We start from the raw sequence: 20,467 nt of genomic DNA, 5'->3' as shown, positions 1-20,467 counted from the left end.
ACCTATTTAAATTTAAGTTTTTTAAAATTAAAAAATATTTTTTAATATTTGTTGAGAAAAATTTTTTTCTAACATATCAATTGCAGGTAATTTTTTACCTTCAATAAATTCCAAAAATGCACCTCCTCCTGTTGAAATATATGAAATTTCATTTTTTATGGAAAACATATCAATAACCGATAACGTATCACCGCCTCCTGCTATGGAAAATCCGGAGTTTTTTGCTATGGCTTTAGCTATTTGTTCTGTGCCTTTTCTAAAATTAGGAAATTCAAATACTCCTACAGGTCCATTCCAAATAATTGTTTTGGCTTTTTTAATAATTTTAACAATTTTTTTTATAGTTTCATCTCCAAAATCCATAATTTCTTCATTTTTTTGAATTTTTGATGGTAATCTAATAATAGATTGTTCGGTATCAGAAAAATTTTTTCCTATACGAGAATCAATCGGTATTACAATATTATTATATTTATCACGTAATTTTTTAGCTTCTAATATAAATTCTGGTTGATATAATGATTTTCCTATATCATAATCAATTGCTAAAAAAGTATTTGCAATTCCACCTCCAACAATGACAGTATCTGAAATTTTAGAAAGTTTATTCAATACATTAAATTTAGTGGAAACTTTAGCCCCTCCTACTATAGATATCATAGGACGTTTTGGATTTTTTAGTACGTTTTTCAACATGTTAATTTCATATTTTAAAAGAGGACCAGCACATGCAATATTGACGAATTTTCCAATTCCATATGTTGATGCTTGTTTTCGATGCGCACTTCCAAAGGCATCCATAACAAAAATATCACATAATTTAGAATATTTTTGGGATAAAATAGCATCGTTTTTTAATTCTCCTGAATTAAAACGAACATTTTCTAAAACTAAGAGTTCTCCAGGATTGATTGAATCAGCATTGAAATAGTTATTAGAAAAATATACTTTGGTATAATTTATTTTTTTTTTTAAATATTCAAATATAGGAAATAATGAATATTTTTTTTCATAACATTCATTTTTTGGTCTTCCTAAATGTGACATAATAATAACTTTTGCTTGTTTTTGAAGTGCAAATTCAATTGTAGGAAGTGAAGCTAATATTCTAGCATCAGATTGAATAATTCCATTTTTAATAGGGACGTTCAAATCACATCTTATTAAGACTCTTTTTCCTTGAATGTTTAATTCATTCAAATTTCGTATATTCATAAAACACCTTTAAATATTATTTTTTTTATAAACATTCAATAAAATGATTTATACCTGTTATTAGTTATTTATAATAACAGGCGCTTTCAAAGATATATAATAATTTACTTTTCAGTGAAAGATTTCGTATGAAAGTAAAAATTTATTTAAGCTCGAAACCAGTCTCTAATTCCATCAAGAAACATTTGAGTAGCTAGCATAATTAATATTAAACCCATTAATCGTTCCAAAGCATTTACACCTTTAGAACCAAATAATTTTAAGAAAAACCCTGATAGTAATAATACTATGATAGTGAAACACCATGCTATTAATAAAGAGCCTACTAAATATGACATATGATGTAAATATTGATGAGATAATAACATTAATGTGGCTAATAAAGATGGTCCTGCGACTAATGGGATTGCTAATGGAACTAAAAAAGGTTCTTCATTAGAAGATACTCCGTTACTATTTTCTGTGGGAAAAATCATTTTAATAGCAATTAAAAATAAAATAATTCCACCAGATATAGATACCGTCTCAGTTTTTAGACTTAAAACACTAAGTATTTTTTCTCCAACGAATAAAAATAGCAGCATAATAATTAAAGCTATAATCATTTCTCGTATAACTACTATTCTTTGTCTTTTTGCATTTAAATTTTTCAATATTGTCATAAAAACAGGAAGATTTCCTAAAGGATCCATGATTAAAATTAATAATATAGTTGTAGAGGTTATTTCAGTCATTTTAATTTATTATGTCCTTGTAAAAATGTAAAGTTGTAACTATTTAATATATTTAAAAAAATAATGGAAGTTTTTTAAATTATATAAATATTTTAATATATCAATATTGTTTTAAGATAAATTTATCATTTTATAGTATATTAAAAATTTAAATAAAATTTAATATTTTCATAAATAACTATTATTTATAAAATTATACAATAATTATATTTATTTTCGGAGGTCGGAAAATTTTTACTAAAAAATTTTGTTTCATTTTATTTAAATTAAAATTTTTTTATAAAAATTCCGTATATTTATTCATGATGAAATCTGTTGGATTTATTGGATGGCGTGGTATGGTGGGTTCAGTTTTATTAGATCGGATGCATAAAGAAAACGATTTTGTAAAAATTATTCCTCATTTTTTTTCAACTTCTCAATCTGGAAAACATGGTCCTATCATAAATAATGTACCATTTAAAAAACTTAAAGATGCGTATAATATTAATTTGTTAAAAGAAATGGATATTATTTTAACATGCCAAGGAGGATCTTACACTAATACTATTTATTCTAAATTACGTGAAAATCATTGGAAAGGTTATTGGATAGATGCTGCTTCTACTTTGAGGATGAAAGATGATTCTATTATTGTATTAGATCCAATTAATCTAAAAAATATTGAAAAATCTTTAAACGATGGAATTAAGACATTTGTAGGTAGTAATTGCACTGTTAGTTTGATGTTAATGGCTTTAGGTGGGTTATTTTCAAGTAATTTAATAGATTGGATTTCTGTATCTACTTATCAAGCAGCATCAGGTGCTGGTGCTCAATATGTAATAGAATTGTTAAAACAAATGGGCGCGTTATATAATATCGTATCTGAAGATTTATCAAATCAATCATGTTCAATTTTAAATATTACAAAAAAAGTAACCAAAAAAATTCAAGATGATGATTTTCCATTAAAATATTTTCCTGTTCCATTAGCTGGAAGTTTAATACCATGGATAGATATTAACATGGGTAATGGTCAAAGTAGAGAAGAATGGAAAGGACAATTTGAAACAAATAAAATACTAGGTTACAAAAATAAAGTTGTAATAGATGGTACATGCGTTCGTATTAGTTCAATAAGATGTCATAGTCAATCATTTTTAATTAAATTAAATAAAAATATTTCATTAAAAAATATAGAAGAAATTATTACTAATCATAACAAATGGGTGAATTTTATTCCTAATACTATTGATGAAACAATATCTAAATTAACTCCATCTGCTGTTACTGGTACGTTAAAAATACCAGTAGGAAGATTAAGACAACTAAGTATAGGGAATAGATATGTTTCTGCTTTTACTGTAGGAGATCAACTATTATGGGGGGCTGCCGAACCTTTAAGAAGAATGTTAAATTTATTAATTAACATATAGTGTTTTAATATTAAATAAAAATTTAATTAATATACACACATTGTGTGTATATTACTTTGTTAAAGTGTACTTATTAATTAATTTTTTTTTCATATGTTTAAATACACTCCTTTTTTTAATAAGTAACGGTAAGGTTTTACATGGGTAAAGTGCTCTACAAGTTGATGTTTCATAAAATTACAAAAATACGGAATATCTCTTTTAGTAGATGGATCATCTGATAAAACTAATATAGTTTCATATTGTTTAATTTTTCTAATCGTTTTCCGAATAATCATAATTGGTTCCGGGCATCTAAGCCCTACTAAATCTAATGTAATATTCATTTTTTTATTTTATCAATTTAATATATTTGATATTTATTTAAGATAAATCAATTTTTAATATAATTTTTTTAAAAAAATGTATTTTTCTACTGATATGGGTAAAAATCCATTCACACTTTTTCCACTAGAAAAATTTTTTCTTATTTGAGTGGATGAAATTTGTATAGGAGGTATAGATGAAAAAAAAATCAATCCAAATGCTTGTTGATGTAAAGAATTTTTATTTTTGGTAGTATGTAAAATAATCCATTTTTTTAATTCATGATTATTTGTGTCGATATGTTGTCTTGGAATAATTAATAAATGAGTATATAATAATATTTTTTTCCAATTTTTCCAAAGATTTAAATTATTTAAATTATCCTCTCCTATTATAAAACACAATGGTTTCAAGAATCCAATTTTTAGTCTTATTTTTTTTAATGTTTCTATAGTATAAAATTTTTTTTTTTGTTGTCTCCAATAAGCTTATTTCAAATAAATTATCATTTTTAGTAGCGTATTTAATCATCTTTAGTTTATCTTTCAGAGATGTTGTAGTTTTATTACGATGAGGAGGATAATGATTAGGTAATAATATTATTTTTTTTATTGAAATTTCTTTTGCCAAGTTTTTTGCAGAAATAAGATGTCCATAATGAATAGGATCAAAATTACCGCCAAAAATTGCATATATTTCTTTCATTTTAGTCTATATTTTAGTTATGTAGTTTTTATGAAGACAGCAACAATGTTAGTGTTTTTAAAGCTTCCCATACATTATAATTATATTCTTCTTTAATTTTAATCTCTATCTGTAATAAAATTCTAATTACTTTGAAAAAATTATTAAAATTTATTGATTTAATAGCGAAATTAAAAAATTTAATTCTGTCATAAAAAATATTATTTTGTTTAAAAAATACACTCATTTTTATTTGTTTTTCACGTTTAATATTAATTAATATTAATAAATCTTTTTGTAACGCACGTATCAAAATAAAAGAATTATATTTTTGTTTTTGAAAATTATCTAATATATACAAAGCTTTTTCTGTTTTATTTTGAAAAATTGCATTAATCCAGTCTAAAGGAGTAAAAATAGAAAATTTATTAATAATATTTATTATTTTTCTTGATGTAATATTTTTATTTGGCCATATGATTTTTATCATATTTAATATATTATATATAAATAATGTATTTCCTTCATAAGATTTATATAAAAGTAAAAAAGCATCATTAGTTATTTGTATTTTTTTTTCTTTTATTTCATATTTTAACCAATTTTTAAAATTTAAACCATTTGGTGTAAAGCACCATATAATGTTCATATAATCATTTAATATTTTTTTTTTGGTTAATAAATAATTTTTAAATCTTTTAGATAGATGATTAAATTTGAATATGGTTAATATATCTATATTTTTTAAAAAAAATAATTCATTTATATTTTGTTCTAATAAAGGATTTAAATTTTTTATTATTAAGTCTATAATTAAAACTTTTTTTTCAAAAAATAAGTTATTTGAATGATAAAAATTAATAACTTTAGTCCAATCTGTGTTTTTTTCTATGCTAATAATATAATGTTCTTTAAAATTTTTTTTTGCAGCAAAATTTAATATTATTTTTGTGTTTATATTCAATAAAATTAAATCTTCTCCTAGAAGAATATAAAAAGCATTTAAATTTTTAATGTTTTTTTTTAATTCTTCTGTATGTATAAATTTCATATAAATAAAATACCATGTTAATTTTTTTATATTACAAAATTAATTATTTTTTTAGGAATATAAATTATTTTATTTATATTTCGATTTTTTATTTTTTTTTGTACAAATAAGTCATTTTGAATATAAGAAAAAATTTCTTTTTTTGTTAAATTGTTTGGAATTTCTATAGTAGATATTTTTTTTCCATTGATTTGAATAACTAATATATCATTGGTTTTTAATAAAAATTTTTTTTGAAAAACAGGCCACTTTTCATCATCTATAAAACAATTGTTATTTAAATATTTCCATAATATAAAACACAAATGAGGTGTAAATGGATAAAGCATTTTTATAATTGAAACCAATGTATCTTTCATAATACATTTATCTTCTTCATTTTCTAATTTAAACTTTCTTAATGCATTTACTAATTCCATAATTCTAGCAATAGCAGTGTTAAATGATTTTCTATGACTAATATCATCAGAAACGTGGAAAATAGTTTTATGTAATAAATGATACATTTTTTTTTGCTTGATATTTAAATGGTTAATATCTATTTTTTTATATATATGTTTAATTTTTATATAACTAAATGATAATTTCCATAATTTTTTTAAAAACCGAAAAATTCCTTGAACTCCAGATTCATTCCATTCTAATGATGATTCTATTGGCGCAGAAAACATAATAAATAATCGAATTGTATCAGCTCCATAATTATTAATCATTAATTCCGGTTCAACTCCATTATTTTTAGATTTAGACATTTTAATCATTCCGGCATATATAACGTTTTTTCCTTTTTTATCTGTGACTTGAGTAATCTCTCCTTTGATGTTTTTTTCAATATGTACATTAGATTTATGAATCCAATTTCGCTCATTATTGTTGCCAATTTGATAAAATGCTTCTGATAAAACCATTCCTTGACATATTAAATTATTCACTGGTTCATCAAATTTAACCAATTTAAAATCACGTAGTAATTTATGATAAAATCTAAAATACATTAAATGCATAATAGCATGTTCTATACCTCCAATATATTGATCAACAGGTAACCAATATTTAGATGCTATAGGATCAATTATACCTTGTTTAAAATTAGGACAAGTATACCTTGCGTAATACCAAGAAGATTCCATAAATGTATCAAAAGTATCTTTTTCTCTAATAGCAGTCTTATTGTTAATTTTTGTCACATAGAAATTTGATTTTTGATCTAAAGAGTTGTTTAATGAATTAAAATGATTTTTTATTTCTGGTAACAATACAGGCAAATCTATTTCTGGTACTGAAACAATTTTTCCATTTTTCATTTTTGCCATTGGAATTGGAGCTCCCCAATAACGTTGTCTAGATATACACCAGTCTTGTAGTTTATATGTAATTTTTATTTTTATTTTTTTTTCTTTTAATAATTTTTTTTTGATTTTTTTTGTTGCTTCTTCAGAATCAAGCTTATTAAATTCGCTAGAATTAATTAATATTCCTTTTTTAGATAAAAATTTTTTTTCAATTGAATTAACATCTTTTATATTTTTTTGTTGAATTACATATTTAATTTTTAAATTATTTTGTATAGCAAAATTCCAATCATTTTGGTTATGACCAGGGACAGACATTACGGCTCCAGTACCATAATCATTAATTACAAAATTTGCTATCCAAATAGGTATTTCTTTATTTGTAATAGGATGAATCGCGAATATGTGAGTATTTATCCCTTTGAATTTTGTTTTTTCGATGTCTTTGACAGAAAAATTTGCATTATTTTGTTGTTTGATAAAATTTTTTAATTTTTGATTTTTTTTAGATAGATATATAGAAAATTGATGAAATGGAGATATAGCAATATATGTAACGCCCATTATAGTATCAATTCTCGTAGTAAATATTTTAATTTTTTTATTGTTATTTTTAACATTAAAGGTAATTTCAAATCCTTCTGATCTTCCAATCCAATTTTTTTGCATGTTTTTAACTTTTTCTGGCCAGTTTTTTAATTGATTTAAATCATTGTATAAAGATTCTGCATAATTTCTAATTTTCATAAACCATTGTGGTATTTTTTTTATTTTTACAGTGCTTTGACATCGCCAGCAACAACCGTTTATTACTTGTTCATTAGCTAATACAGTTTTATCGTGAGGGCACCAATTTACAAAACTATTTTTTTTATACACTAGTTTTTTTTTATATAATTGAATAAAAAACCATTGCTCCCATTTATAATATTCTGGTTTACATGTAGTGATTTCTCGATCCCAGTCATAGCTAAAACCTAATGATTTCAGTTGTTTTTTCATATAATTGATATTTTTATATGTCCAAGATGCTGGAATCGTATTATTTTTAATAGCAGCTTCTTCTGCGGGCAAACCAAAAGCATCCCAGCCAATAGGCTGTAAAACATTTTTTCCTAACATTCTTTGATATCTTGAAATTACATCACTAATAGTATAATTTCTCACATGACCCATATGTAATTTTCCAGAAGGATATGGAAGCATTGGGAGACAATAGTATTTTTCTTTTGTATTATCTTCATAAACATGAAAAGTTTTATTTTTGTCCCAATATTTTTGTACATATATTTCTATATTTTTTGGGCAATATTCTTGTTCCATAATTTTTCTCTGAAATAATTTTTATATTTGTAACAACAAATAAAATTTTTTATTCTAAATTTAATTTTAATATAAAATTAGAAATTTATTTTTTAATGTGAATAAATTTTTTAGGTTAATTAATATTATTAAAATATTTTAAGATAATAAATAGAAAATAAATAAACACCTAAATATTTTATTTTTATATTATTTTAGAGTTTTCTTTGGAATAGTCACATGTATTTGTATTATTTTTCTGCTATTTGCTGAAGATATTTCAAAATTATATCCATTGATATTTATATTTTCTCCGTGACTGGGCAAATGTCCAAATGCTTTCATTACCAATCCTCCAACAGTATCTACTTCTTCATCATTAAAATGAGTATTAAAAAATTCATTGAATTCTTTAATTTCTGTCAATGCTTTAATAGAAAATATATCTTCTTTTAGTTTTCGAATATTTGCTTTTTCTTCTTCATCATATTCGTCTTCAATTTCTCCAACTATTAGTTCAAGAATATCTTCTATAGTTACCAATCCGGAAACTGCTCCAAACTCATCTATGACTATTGCCATATGTGTTCTTTTTAAACGAAAATCTTTCAGCATTCTATCTACATATTTACTTTCAGGTACAACAACAGCGGGCCTTAATATATTTTTTATATGAAAATCTTTGTTTGAGTTTCTCATAAATGGTAGTAAATCTTTTGCAATCAAAAATCCTTCTACATAGTTTTTATCACTATTCATTACTGGAAATCGTGAATGCGCAGATTCTAAAATAATATCAAGACATTTATTTAAGTTATCATTTAGTTTTAATATTATCATTTGTGTTCTAGGCACCATAATTTCTTTAATTTTTTTCTTTGCAATATGTATAACACCTTCTAACATATCACATGTGTCTTGATCAATCAGTTCATTTTGTTCCGAATCTCTAATTAATGCGAGTAATTCTTCTCTATTTTTAGGTTCATCATGAAATATGTGATTTAATAAAACAGAAAAAAAACCTTTTTTATTAATTTTTTCTGAATTTTCCGCATCTTTTCCACTCATAATATTTAGTTATCTATTTTTAAAATATATTTTATTATTCTATGTTATAAAATATTAAGTTAAAATCATTTTTATGGACAATAATTATTTTTTATAAATATGGTTTATTATAATTTAAAGATGACATAATTTTATTTTCTATGTTTTCCATAATTTTTTGATCTTGATAATTTTTATGATCATACCCCAATAAATGCAGTGTTCCATGTATAATCATATGTGCCCAACGAGACTCTAATGTTTTATTATACTGTATAGATTCTTTTTCTATAATTGTTTTGCATATTACTAGATCTCCTAATAATTCAATGTTTTTGTGTATAAAACAGTCGAATTGAAAAGACAAGATATTTGTTGGATAGTTTTTTCCTCGATATTTAAAATTTAAATTTTTTATTTCTTCTTCATCTACAATTCTAATTGTAATAATTTTAATGTTTTTTTTATATACAATTTTTTTTATCCATTTTTCAAACATATTTTTTTTTGGTATTTTTTTTTTGTTTTTACAATTGATTTGTATATTTAATATAATATGATTTTTTTTTTCATTTTATAATAATTTTCCATGTAATACATGAGTATGTACTTTATTAATTTTGACTGGAATACATTGGCCAATTATTTTTGATGATCCATAAAAATTTACAATTCTATTATTTTCTGTTTTTCCATATAATTTCATACAATTTTGTTCTGATGCACCCTCTACTAATACTGATTGTATACTCCCCAACATTCTTCGACTCCAAGACATAGTTTGTTGGTTAATACAGTTTTGCAATATATATAAACGTTCTTTTTTTTCTTGAAGATCAATATCATCTTTCATTTCTGAAGCCGGTGTTCCTGGTCGATTTGAATATATGAAACTATAACTCATATCGAAATTAATTTTTTTTATAAAATCTATAGTTTGTTTAAAATCTTCTTTAGATTCCCCGGGAAAACCAACAATAAAATCAGAACTAATTTGAATATTTGGCCGTGCTAAAATTAATTTTTCAATAATTTTTTCATACTCCTCTATAGTGTAAGATCGTTTCATAAGTTTTAATATTTTATTAGATCCGCTTTGAACAGGTAGATGTAAAAAACTAACTAGTTTTGGCGTATCTTTATAAACTTCGATAATATCATCACTAAACTCAAGTGGATTACTTGTAGTGAATCGAATTCTTTGAATACCATCGATTTCTGAAATTAATCGTAATAATTCAGAAAAAAAACAAATTTTTCCATTAAAGGTTGGTCCTTGATAGGCATTTACGTTTTGACCTAATAAATTAATCTCTTTTACACCATTGTCAGCTAAATGTGATATTTCAAATAAAACATCGTCAGATGGTCGGCTGATTTCTTTTCCTCTTGTATATGGCACTACACAAAAGGAGCAGTATTTATTACATCCTTCCATAATTGAAATAGATGCTGTATACCCATTGTTTTTCGCTGGTAAAGCATGGTTAAATTTATCTAGTTGTGGAAAGCTAATGTCAATAATAAGTTTTTTGTTTTGTTCTGATTCTTTGATCATTTGAGGTAATTTATGTAGACTTTGAGTGCCAAATATGATATTTACATAGTTAGCTCTTTTAAAAATTTCTTTACCCTCTTGTGTTGCTACACAACCTCCAACAGCAATTATAACATCAGGATTTTGGTTTTTTAATTTTTTCCATCTTCCTAATTGATGAAAAACTTTTTCTTGAGCTTTTTCTCTTATTGAACATGTGTTTAACACTAAAATAGCTGCTTTTTCAGGGTTTTGAGTAATTAAATATTCACCTGTTTTCTCTAAATATCTAGTTATCATGGATGAATCATATTCATTCATCTGACAACCCCATGTTTTAATATATATATATTTCATTTTATTATATAAATTTTAGTTGGAATGTTAAAATACTGTATTCAAATAAATTAATTTTAAAGTTTTTATTTTTAAATAGATATTTCACCAGGAATGGGAGGATAAGGATTATAATTAATAATTTTAAAATCTTCAAAAATATAATTAAATAATGAATTTGGTTTATTTAATATTATTAATTGTGGTAATTTTCGAGGGTTTCGAAGTAATTGCTTTTTTGCTAATGTAATATGATTTTGGTATAAATGAATATCACCACCTGTCCATATTAATTCATGAACTTTAAAATTACATTGTTGTGCTATCATATGGATAAGTATTGCATAACTTGCAATATTAAATGGTAAGCCAAGAAAAACATCGCAAGAACGCTGATATAATTGACAACTGAGTTGATTGTTCAATACATAAAATTGAAACAACACATGGCAAGGAGGTAAAGACATTTCATTTATTTCACCAACATTCCAGCTAGATACCAGTATCCTTCGAGAATCTGGATTTTTCTTTAATTGTTTTATTACATTTTTTATTTGATCAATTTTTGAACCATCTGATGAATTCCAACTTCTCCATTGTTTTCCATAAATAGGTCCAAGATTCCCAAATTTGTCAGCCCAATGATCCCAAATATATACTTTGTTTTTATTGAGATAATTAATATTCGTATCTCCTTTAAGAAACCATAATAATTCGTGAATAATAGCAGGTATATAACATTTTTTTGTAGTAAGAAGTGGAAAACCATTTTTTAAATTAAATCTAATTTGATGCCCAAAAATAGATAACGTTCCTGTTTCAGTTCGATCTTTTTTTGGTTTTCCATATTTAATTATTTTTTTTATTAATTGTAAATATTTTTTCATAATATCTCAAAGTTTGATGGTTTTTTATAAGATTGAAATATTATAATTAACCCGAATATAATCATAGGAATTGATAATATTTGGCCCATTGTGAGATAATTTAAAATTAACCCAATTTGGGGATCAGGTTCTCTAAATATTTCAGCAATAATTCTAAATATTCCATAACTGAATAAGAAAATACCACTACTACTTCCTATCGGTTTAGTTTTTTTATTGAATAAGTGCATTATTAGAAATAGTAAAACACCTTCTAAAATAAACTCATAAATTTGTGAAGGATGACGAGGTAATGCTCCATATTTTTCCAGTATTAATTGTAATTTAGGATATTTTAATGCTAATTTTAGATCTTGATTTTTTGCATGAGGGAAAAAAGCTGAATATGGAAAGTTAGGCGCGATACGCCCCCACAATTCTCCATTAATTAAATTTCCTAATCTTCCAGCACCTAAACCAAAAGGTATTAGAAGACTTATAAAATCAGAAATGATAAAAATTTGAATTTTATTTTTTATAGAAATATAATACATGCTTATAATTGCTCCTATTACCCCCCCATGAAATGACATTCCCCCTTCCCAGATATAGAATGAACGTAAGATATGTTGAGAAAAATATGAAAAATTATAAAAAATTATATATCCTATTCGACCTCCAATGCAAGAACCTAAAAAAATAATATATAAAAATGGTTCAATTTTAATTATATTTATTTTTTTTTTAGTAGTTTTTTCCCATAAAAAAGTGCAAAGATAAAACTTATAACATACATAAAACCATACCAATGTGCAGAAAATGGTCCTATAGAAAAAATAATGGGATTAAATTTTGGTAAATTAATATACATATTTTTTTTAATTCTCTTTTGATAAGTATTGATTAAATATATTATTGTTCTAAGCTTAATAATTCTTGAATGGTTTGTCTTTTTCTAATAATTTTAAAAGTATTATTTTCTATTAATATTTCTTGAATGAGCGGTCTGCTATTATAATTAGATGACATTGATGCACCATATGCACCTGTATCATGAAAAATTAAATAATCTCCTATTTTAACAAAAGGTAGTTTTCTAGTTTTTATATTGCCTCCTTCCTGTTGTGTAAATATATCGCCTGATTCGCATAATGGACCTCCTATTACTGCGTCGATTGTTTGATTTGTTTGAATTTTTCTTCCATCTGATGGCACAACAGATATATGGTGATAACTTCCATACATTGTAGGCCGCATTAAATCATTAAATCCTGCATCAACTAAAACAAAATTTTTATTGCCCATTTTTTTAATTGCTCTTACTTGAGAAACTAATATTCCTGATTCTGCAACTAAAAATCTTCCTGGTTCAATTTCTAGTTGAATTGATTGGTTTAAAAATTTAGAAATTTTTTGTCTTGCTTGATTCCATAAAGTAAAATATTTTTCTATATTAATAGGATTTTCATTGAATTTATAGGGTATTGGTAACCCTCCTCCTGCAGAAATATGCGTTATTTTTGAATTTATTTGAATTACATTTTTCACCATAGCATGACATACTTTTTCTAAATGTTTATAATTTACCCCTGAACCAATATGCATATGTAAACCTATTAATTTTAATTTGTATTTGTTTATAATAGGTATTGCTAAATGCGGGTTCCAAATTCCATGTTTACTATTTTCTCCTCCAGTATTTGTTTTTTTGCTATGTCCGTATCCAAATCTAGGATTAATTCTCAACCAAACATGATGACCCGGAGAGAGACTTCCTAATTGTTCCAACATATCTAATGATCCTGCATTTACTGGAATATTATATTCAATAATTTTTGACAATGTTGCTTCATCGAATAAGTCTGCAGTAAAAATAATTTCATTGCTATTTTTTTTAAATCCAGCTAGTATAGCACGTTCTATTTCTCCTAATGATACAGCGTCTATTTTTAAATTATTTTTTCTCATTAATTTTAAAATATTAATATTAGAGCAAGCTTTTTGGGCAAATCTAATAACATCAAATTTTTTTAATAATTTAATTTGATTATAAATTATATTTGAGTCATAGACCCAAAATGGAGATTGATATTTTTTTATTAATAATTGGATATTTGTAATATTAAGATTGCTTGTAGTTGTATCGATTAATTGAGGCATTTTTATTCCATGATTTAGAATTTATATAAATTGTTTTAAAAAGATTATTTCTGTTTTAAAAATGGACGTAAAGTAGGAAATAAAATAACTTCTCGAATACTTTTTTGATTAGTTAATATCATTATTAAACGATCAATTCCAATGCCTAATCCTGAGGTTGGAGGTAGTCCATATTTTAATGCTTCTATATAGTCTGCATCGTAAAAAATGTGTTCATATTTTTCTTTATTTATTGTTTTTATTTGATTTAAAAACCTATATTTTTGATCTTCTGCGTCATTTAATTCTGAAAATCCATTGCCTATTTCATATCCAGAAATAAATAATTCAAACCTATCAGTGATATTTGGATTGATATTATTACGTCTAGCTAATGGAGAAATTTCTACTGGATATTCAGTGATAAAAGTAGGTTGAATTAAATTTTTTTCTACTGTTTGTTCAAAAATTTCGTTTTCTATTTCACCTATACTCCATTTTTCATCTATTTTTATACCAATATTATTTGATGTTTGTTTAATTGTTTTTAAATCTTTAAAATCAGATAAACAAACGTTTTTATTAAATTTTAAGATAGCTTCTCTCATAGTTAATCGAGAGAATGGTATTTCAAAATTTAGATCGTGTTCTTTATATTTAATTTGATTATTTTGGAATAAAGTATTTATGATATTTTTTAGCAATTGTTCTGTAAATTTCATCATATATTGATAGTCGGAATAGGCAATATATGCTTCCATCATGGTGAATTCTGGATTATGTCTAGAGGAAACACCTTCATTTCTAAAATTTCTGTTTAATTCAAAAATACGTTCAAATCCTCCAACAATTAATTTTTTCAAATATAATTCAGGTGCTATTCTTAAGTACATTTTTTTATTTATTTCATTATGATAAGTTTCAAAAGGACGTGCAGAAGCACCACCAGGAATATTATGAAGCATAGGAGTTTCTACTTCTAAAAATTCATTTTCTAACATAAATTTTCGAATTAATTGAATTATATTTGAACGGGTTTTAAATATATTATATAGTTGATTATTACTAATTAGATCTAAATATCTTTGTCTATAACGTTTTTCTTGATTAGAAAGCCCATGAAACTTATCAGGTAAAGATCTTAAGGATTTTGTAAGTATTATTAGATTCGTAGCATAAATAGATAATTCTTTTGTTTTTGTTTTAAACAAAAAACCATGTACACCTAAAATATCTCCAATATCCCATTTTTTAAAATGATTATGGTACAATTCGTATTCTATTGTTTTTTCTTTAACATATATTTGTACTTGTCCTTCTATGTCTTTTAATATAAAAAAAGCAGCTTTTCCCATTACTCTTCTTTGTATCATTCGGCCTGCAATAGAAATTTCAATATTGATTTTTTTAAGGTCCTCGCTTGTATGATGTCCGTATAGCATATGAATTTTTCTAGAATTTATAGTTTTTGTAAAATTATTTGGATAGGAAAATCCTTTGTTTCTCATATCAATTAATTTTTCTTTTCTTATTGTTTTTTCATTGTTTATTTTATTTAATAAATCTTTTTCTTTTAACATTTTCGCCTCTATAGTCCTGATATTAAACTTGCTTCAATAAAATCATCTAAATTTCCATTTAATACTGATTGTGTATCATATTTTTCTATTCCAGTTCTAAGATCTTTAATTTTTGAATGATCTAGTATATAAGAACGTATTTGATTACCCCAGCTAATATCTAATTTACTATCTTCTATTTTTTTTTGTCTTTTTCTCTCTTTTTGCATTTTTAATTCATATAATTTTGAGTTCATTTGTTTCATTGCTTGTTCTTTATTTTTATGTTGAGATCTATTATTTTGACATTGAGTGACAAGATTAGTAGGTATATGAGTAATTCGAACAGCAGATTCTGTTCGATTTACATGCTGCCCTCCTGCTCCAGAAGCTCTATATACATCTATTCTTAAATCAGATAAGCAAATTTCAATGTTAACTTTTTCTTCTATGTCTGGATATATGAAAACTGAACTAAATGAAGTATGTCTTCTTTTTCCAGAATCAAATGGACTTTTTCTGATAAGACGGTGAATTCCCGTTTCAGTTCTTAACCATCCAAAAGCATATTCTCCAAATATTTGAACTGTAGCAGATTTAATGCCAATTATTTCACCATGAGATTCTTCAATAATTTCAGTTTTAAATCCTTTTTTATCAGACCATTTTAAATACATTTTTAACAACATCTTTGACCAATCTTGTGCTTCTATCCCGCCAGATCCAGATTGTATATCAATATAACAATTACAGTTGTCATGTTTTTTTGAAAACATACGGTAAAATTCAAGTTTTTTAATTTTTTCTTCTGTTTTTTTTATTTCTATAATAATATCTTTTATGAGCATATTATCTTTTGTTTCTTCGGCTAATTCTATAAAAATATTAATTTCTTTTAATTTATCTTCAATTTTATTAAGATTATCAACAATTATATTTAATAAGTTTTTTTCTTTATTTAATTGATGTATAGATTTTTGTATTTTCCATACATTAGGTGTTAATAATTCTAAATTTATTTCTGAAATTCTTGATTTTTTTGAATTATAGTCAAAGATACCTCTTCAAATCATTTTTCCGATGATTTAGTGTTATAATTTGATTTTTTATTGTATAAATATCTATCATAATTTTATTATTCTTCTAAGATTAATTGTAAGTAATAGCTTTAAGCTAAATATAAAAATTAGTTTTTTTATTATATATTTAATCATATAAATTTATTTATTACTTGATATATTTTGATTTGTATTTAGGAGAAATAATAATGTTATTTCATTTTCCAAAAAACGTTGTTTATTCTTCGGATAAATTACCTTTAACATTAATTTCTCTTGAAGAATGGTCTATTATTTATATAAATGGTCTTGATAGTAAAAAATTTCTTCAAAATCAATTAACAATTGATATGAACTATTTAAAACAAAATGAATATCAAATATCCGCACATTGTAATTTAAACGGAAAAGTATATAGTACTATGTTGTTATTTCATTATAAAAAAGGATATGCCTGTATTATAAAAAAGAGTTTATCTAATTTACAAATTAAAGAATTTAAAAAATATTCTATTTTTTCAAAAGTTAAAATATATCAATTAGATAATGTGTTTTTATTAGGATTATCTGGAAATGGTTCTAAATTATTTTTGTCAAAACAATTTGTAAAAATACCCAATTATAAAGATCCAGTTGTTTTTGATAAAGACACGTCTATACTTTGGTTTAAAAATCCATGCGAACGATTTTTATTAGTTTTATCCTTAACAGATTTTTTATTATTTAAACAAAAAATTAATAAAAATATTTTATTAAATAATAGTAAGCAATGGATTTTGTTAGATATTGAAGCCGGATACCCAATTATTGAAAAAAATATGTCTCAAAAATTTTTACCACAATCTATTAATTTAGATAAGTTTAAAGCTATTAGCATGAATAAAGGTTGTTATTATGGTCAAGAAATAATAGCTCAAGTTTTTTATAAAGATTTAAATAGACATGCATTATATTTATTATTTAGCAAAGGAACAATACATCCTAAAGTCGGGTCTATTATAGAAACAAAAGTACTAGATAAATGGTTTAGAATTGGTTTTTTATTAGCAATAGTTCATGTTCATTATAATGAAATTTGGGTACAAGCCGTTTTAAATAAATCTGTTAATATTCGAAATAATTTTAGAATTTACGGATTTAAAAAAATTTTTTTAGTTAAAAATTAATATTGTATGTTATAAAATTTTTACATACATATAATATTTTTATATTAATTAAAATATTTATTAAAAACTTTAGAAGATACTTTTAAAAACATTATGTCACAAGGTATTCTTTTTATTATTTCAGCTCCTAGTGGAACAGGAAAATCTAGCTTAATTAAAGGATTGCTTGAAACGCAATGTTTATACAACATTCAAGTTTCTATATCTCATACAACTAGGATTATGAGACCTGGTGAGTCTCATGGAAAACATTATTATTTTATATCTAAAAAAGAGTTTCGAGTTATGATTAAACAGAAGTCTTTTTTAGAATATGCTAAAGTATTTAATAATTACTACGGAACTTCACGTGAATTTATTGAAAAAATGTTGCTTTCTGGAATTGATGTTTTTCTTGATATTGATTGGCAAGGAGCTAGTCAAATTCGATATAAAGTACCTAATTCAAAAAGTATTTTTTTATTGCCTCCATCTAAAGATATATTATATAAAAGATTACGAGAAAGAGGTCAAGATAGCGATAAAGTAATTTCAAAACGTATGGAAAAAGCTGTAGATGAGATGAATCATTATTCAGAGTATGATTATTTAATTATTAATGATGATTTTAAAAAAGCTATAAGTGATTTAAAAACTATTATTATTGCTGAACATTTATGCTTATTTCACCAAAAAAAGAAACACAACATATTAATTTCTCAATTATTAAATACTTAATATTTTTTTTATTAAAAACACGATTTTAAACTATTTTTTTTTTGATTATTTGATATAAATAAATTTTTTCTTTTAAAGTTACTTATATAATTCTATTGATCAAATAGAATTATATAATTAATAAAAGTATTAAAATTAAATATTTTTAATTGAAGTGATTTTTATTTCTATTTGATTTTTTTCGTTCGTTTTCCTTTAAGTATCGTTTTCGAAGTCGTATAGAATGAGGGGTAATTTCAACTAATTCATCATCATTAATAAAAGATAATGCTTCTTCTAAAGTGAACTTTGTGTGAGTAGTTAAGACTATAGCTTCATCAGTTCCGGATGCTCTCATATTAGTTAATTTTTTACCTGTTAAGCAATTTACAGTCAAATCGTTAGATCGATTATGAAGTCCTATTATTTGTCCTTCATATACTTCACTTCCATGACCTAAAAATAGTTTTCCCCTTTCTTGTAAATTAAATAAAGCAAATCCTACAGCTGTTCCTGTTCCATTTGAAATTAAAACACCGTTTTTTCTTTGGCCAATATCATTTTCTTGTTTTTTTTCATGATGACTATAAGATGTATAACATATTCCAGTTCCAGAAGTAATACTCATAAATTCAGAACGAAAACCTATTAATGCTCTACTTGATAAAACATATTCAAGACGTATTCTTTTATTTGATTCTACAATTATATTTTTTAGCTCACCTTTTCTTTCTCCTACAAATTTCATAATATTACCTTGATGTTTTTCTTCAATGTCTAAAGTTAAATATTCAAATGGTTCTTCTATAATATTATTTTTTTCTCGGAAGATAATTTTTGGTCGAGAAACTTGTAACTCAAATCCTTCACGTCGCATATTTTCAATTAATATAGACAAATGTAATTCACCTCGTCCAGATACAGAAAAAATGTTAGCATCTTTTGTTTCTTTTACTTGCAATGCGACATTATGCATCGTTTCTTTTTTTAATCTTTCTAATATTTGACGAGATGTAATATATTTTCCTTCTTTACCAGAAAATGGAGATGTATTTACCAAAAAAAACATATTAACTGTGGGTTGATCAATATTTAATACAGGTAAAGCTTTTAAATTTTCCGGATGACAAATTGTATCAGATATATTTAATTTACTAATACCTGTTACTGCAATTATATCTCCAGCTTCTCCTTTTTCTACTTCTATTCGTTTTATTCCAAAATAATTTAATACTTTATTAATTTTTCCATTTGCATGTTTACCTAGATAATTGATGATAGTTACTGGTTCATTATTTTTTATCTGACCTTGCTTAACTCGACCAACACCTATTAACCCTAGATAATTATCATAATCAAGTTGAGAAATTTGCATTTGAAATTTTTCGTTAGGATCAACATTGGGAGCGGGTACATATTTAATAATTGCTTCATATAATGGTGTCATATTGTTTTCTAGTTGACGATAATTAACACCAGATGTTCCATAAATTGCAGAGGTATATATTATAGGAAAGTCAAGTTGCTTATCGTTCGCGTCTAAATTGACAAATAGATCAAATACCTGATCTACAACCCAATCAGGACGAGAATTTTTTCTATCAATCTTATTAATAACTACAATAGGATTAAGACCATATTTAAAAGCTTTTTGAGTGACAAATCGCGTCTGTGGCATAGGCCCATCTAGAGCATCTACTACCAACAATACTGAATCTACCATAGACATGACTCTTTCTACTTCACCACCAAAATCTGCGTGACCAGGTGTATCTACAATGTTGATTTTATATTCTTTCCATTTTATAGAGGTGTTTTTAGATAATATTGTAATACCTCGTTCTTTTTCTAGATCATTAGAATCCATGATACGTTCAGTTTTTTCTTCATGTTTTCCAAAAGTTCCTGATTGTTGTAATAGTTGATCAACTAGGGTTGTTTTTCCATGATCAACATGTGCTATAATAGCAATATTTCTTATTTTTTGATGCATTTTGATTCCTTAAAAATTTCATTTAAAAATATATGGATATAATTTAGATTTTTTTGATAAAATAT

Annotated in this window: 16 protein-coding genes and 2 pseudogenes; 3 read left to right on the top strand and 15 right to left on the bottom strand. The window is 24.5% G+C overall.

Going from position 1 to position 20,467, the window contains the following annotated elements; genetic code table 11:
- Window positions 1-27 precede the first annotated feature (27 nt).
- Window positions 28-1,215 carry a phosphoglycerate kinase gene (locus RJT32_RS02260; protein ID WP_343154123.1) on the bottom strand — a complete coding sequence of 396 codons (1,188 nt, stop codon included), beginning with the start codon at window positions 1,213-1,215 and terminating at the stop codon, window positions 28-30.
- A 146-nt stretch (window positions 1,216-1,361) separates the two neighbouring features.
- A complete protein-coding gene (locus RJT32_RS02255; protein ID WP_343154122.1) occupies window positions 1,362-1,949 on the bottom strand; it encodes a YhgN family NAAT transporter in 588 nt (195 codons plus the stop codon).
- Window positions 1,950-2,254: 305 nt separating this feature from the next.
- On the opposite strand from RJT32_RS02255, the gene asd reads away from it, so the two are divergent.
- Entirely contained in the window at window positions 2,255-3,367 is a 1,113-nt protein-coding gene (gene asd / locus RJT32_RS02250) for an aspartate-semialdehyde dehydrogenase (RefSeq protein WP_343154121.1), read from the top strand.
- Between the two features lie 89 nt (window positions 3,368-3,456).
- On the opposite strand, the gene tusA is transcribed toward asd, so the two are convergent.
- The 12 genes and pseudogenes from tusA to prfB form a co-directional block, all read right to left on the bottom strand.
- Window positions 3,457-3,693 carry a sulfurtransferase TusA gene (tusA, locus tag RJT32_RS02245; protein ID WP_343154120.1) on the bottom strand — a complete coding sequence of 79 codons (237 nt, stop codon included), beginning with the start codon at window positions 3,691-3,693 and terminating at the stop codon, window positions 3,457-3,459.
- A gap of 54 nt (window positions 3,694-3,747) precedes the next feature.
- A pseudogene (gene nadD / locus RJT32_RS02240) lies at window positions 3,748-4,378 on the bottom strand (nicotinate-nucleotide adenylyltransferase).
- 28 nt (window positions 4,379-4,406) lie between these two features.
- A complete protein-coding gene (holA, locus tag RJT32_RS02235; protein WP_343154119.1) occupies window positions 4,407-5,408 on the bottom strand; it encodes a DNA polymerase III subunit delta in 1,002 nt (333 codons plus the stop codon).
- Window positions 5,409-5,434: 26 nt separating this feature from the next.
- On the bottom strand, window positions 5,435-8,023 hold the full coding sequence (gene leuS, locus RJT32_RS02230; RefSeq protein ID WP_343154118.1) for a leucine--tRNA ligase: 2,589 nt from the start codon (window positions 8,021-8,023) through the stop codon (window positions 5,435-5,437).
- A 189-nt stretch (window positions 8,024-8,212) separates the two neighbouring features.
- Window positions 8,213-9,073 (bottom strand): CNNM family magnesium/cobalt transport protein CorC, encoded by an 861-nt coding sequence (corC, locus tag RJT32_RS02225; RefSeq protein ID WP_343154117.1) that lies wholly within the window; start codon window positions 9,071-9,073, stop codon window positions 8,213-8,215.
- Between the two features lie 91 nt (window positions 9,074-9,164).
- The gene (gene ybeY / locus RJT32_RS02220; protein ID WP_343154535.1) at window positions 9,165-9,590 is read right to left on the bottom strand and encodes an rRNA maturation RNase YbeY; all 426 of its coding nucleotides are present in this window, start codon (window positions 9,588-9,590) and stop codon (window positions 9,165-9,167) included.
- Window positions 9,591-9,626: 36 nt separating this feature from the next.
- A complete protein-coding gene (gene miaB, locus RJT32_RS02215; protein ID WP_343154116.1) occupies window positions 9,627-10,946 on the bottom strand; it encodes a tRNA (N6-isopentenyl adenosine(37)-C2)-methylthiotransferase MiaB in 1,320 nt (439 codons plus the stop codon).
- Between the two features lie 71 nt (window positions 10,947-11,017).
- Window positions 11,018-11,812 carry a thymidylate synthase gene (gene thyA / locus RJT32_RS02210; protein ID WP_343154114.1) on the bottom strand — a complete coding sequence of 265 codons (795 nt, stop codon included), beginning with the start codon at window positions 11,810-11,812 and terminating at the stop codon, window positions 11,018-11,020.
- Window positions 11,809-12,587 (bottom strand): annotated as a pseudogene (gene lgt, locus RJT32_RS02205) (prolipoprotein diacylglyceryl transferase). Before lgt ends, thyA begins: the two are co-directional and overlap by 4 nt.
- 116 nt (window positions 12,588-12,703) lie before the next feature.
- Window positions 12,704-13,951 carry a diaminopimelate decarboxylase gene (gene lysA / locus RJT32_RS02200; RefSeq protein WP_343154113.1) on the bottom strand — a complete coding sequence of 416 codons (1,248 nt, stop codon included), beginning with the start codon at window positions 13,949-13,951 and terminating at the stop codon, window positions 12,704-12,706.
- Window positions 13,952-13,995: 44 nt separating this feature from the next.
- The gene (lysS, locus tag RJT32_RS02195) at window positions 13,996-15,510 is read right to left on the bottom strand and encodes a lysine--tRNA ligase (RefSeq protein ID WP_343154111.1); all 1,515 of its coding nucleotides are present in this window, start codon (window positions 15,508-15,510) and stop codon (window positions 13,996-13,998) included.
- Between the two features lie 8 nt (window positions 15,511-15,518).
- Window positions 15,519-16,617, bottom strand: a protein-coding gene (gene prfB / locus RJT32_RS02190) for a peptide chain release factor 2 (protein WP_343154110.1) whose coding sequence is annotated in 2 segments (ribosomal slippage) — window positions 15,519-16,541 and window positions 16,543-16,617 — 1,098 coding nt in all. Because the reading frame shifts where the segments join, the coding sequence is not laid out codon by codon here.
- Window positions 16,618-16,756: 139 nt separating this feature from the next.
- Between prfB and ygfZ the strand changes: the two genes are divergently transcribed.
- The gene (gene ygfZ / locus RJT32_RS02185; protein ID WP_343154109.1) at window positions 16,757-17,713 is read left to right on the top strand and encodes a tRNA-modifying protein YgfZ; all 957 of its coding nucleotides are present in this window, start codon (window positions 16,757-16,759) and stop codon (window positions 17,711-17,713) included.
- 93 nt (window positions 17,714-17,806) lie between these two features.
- Window positions 17,807-18,430: a guanylate kinase gene (gene gmk / locus RJT32_RS02180; RefSeq protein WP_343154108.1), complete on the top strand. Its 624-nt coding sequence runs from the start codon at window positions 17,807-17,809 to the stop codon at window positions 18,428-18,430.
- Window positions 18,431-18,575: 145 nt separating this feature from the next.
- Here gmk and typA read toward each other — a convergent pair whose 3' ends face one another.
- Window positions 18,576-20,402, bottom strand: a complete 1,827-nt coding sequence (gene typA / locus RJT32_RS02175) for a translational GTPase TypA (RefSeq protein WP_343154107.1) — start codon at window positions 20,400-20,402, stop codon at window positions 18,576-18,578.
- Between the last annotated feature and the right edge of the window lie 65 nt (window positions 20,403-20,467).

The sequence above is a fragment of the Buchnera aphidicola (Aphis aurantii) genome, assembly GCF_039388985.1.
GTDB classification, from domain to species: domain Bacteria; phylum Pseudomonadota; class Gammaproteobacteria; order Enterobacterales; family Enterobacteriaceae; genus Buchnera; species Buchnera aphidicola_BL.
The sequence above is the reverse complement of the archived record's forward strand: the minus strand, read 5'-3'. Positions and strand labels throughout refer to the sequence as shown.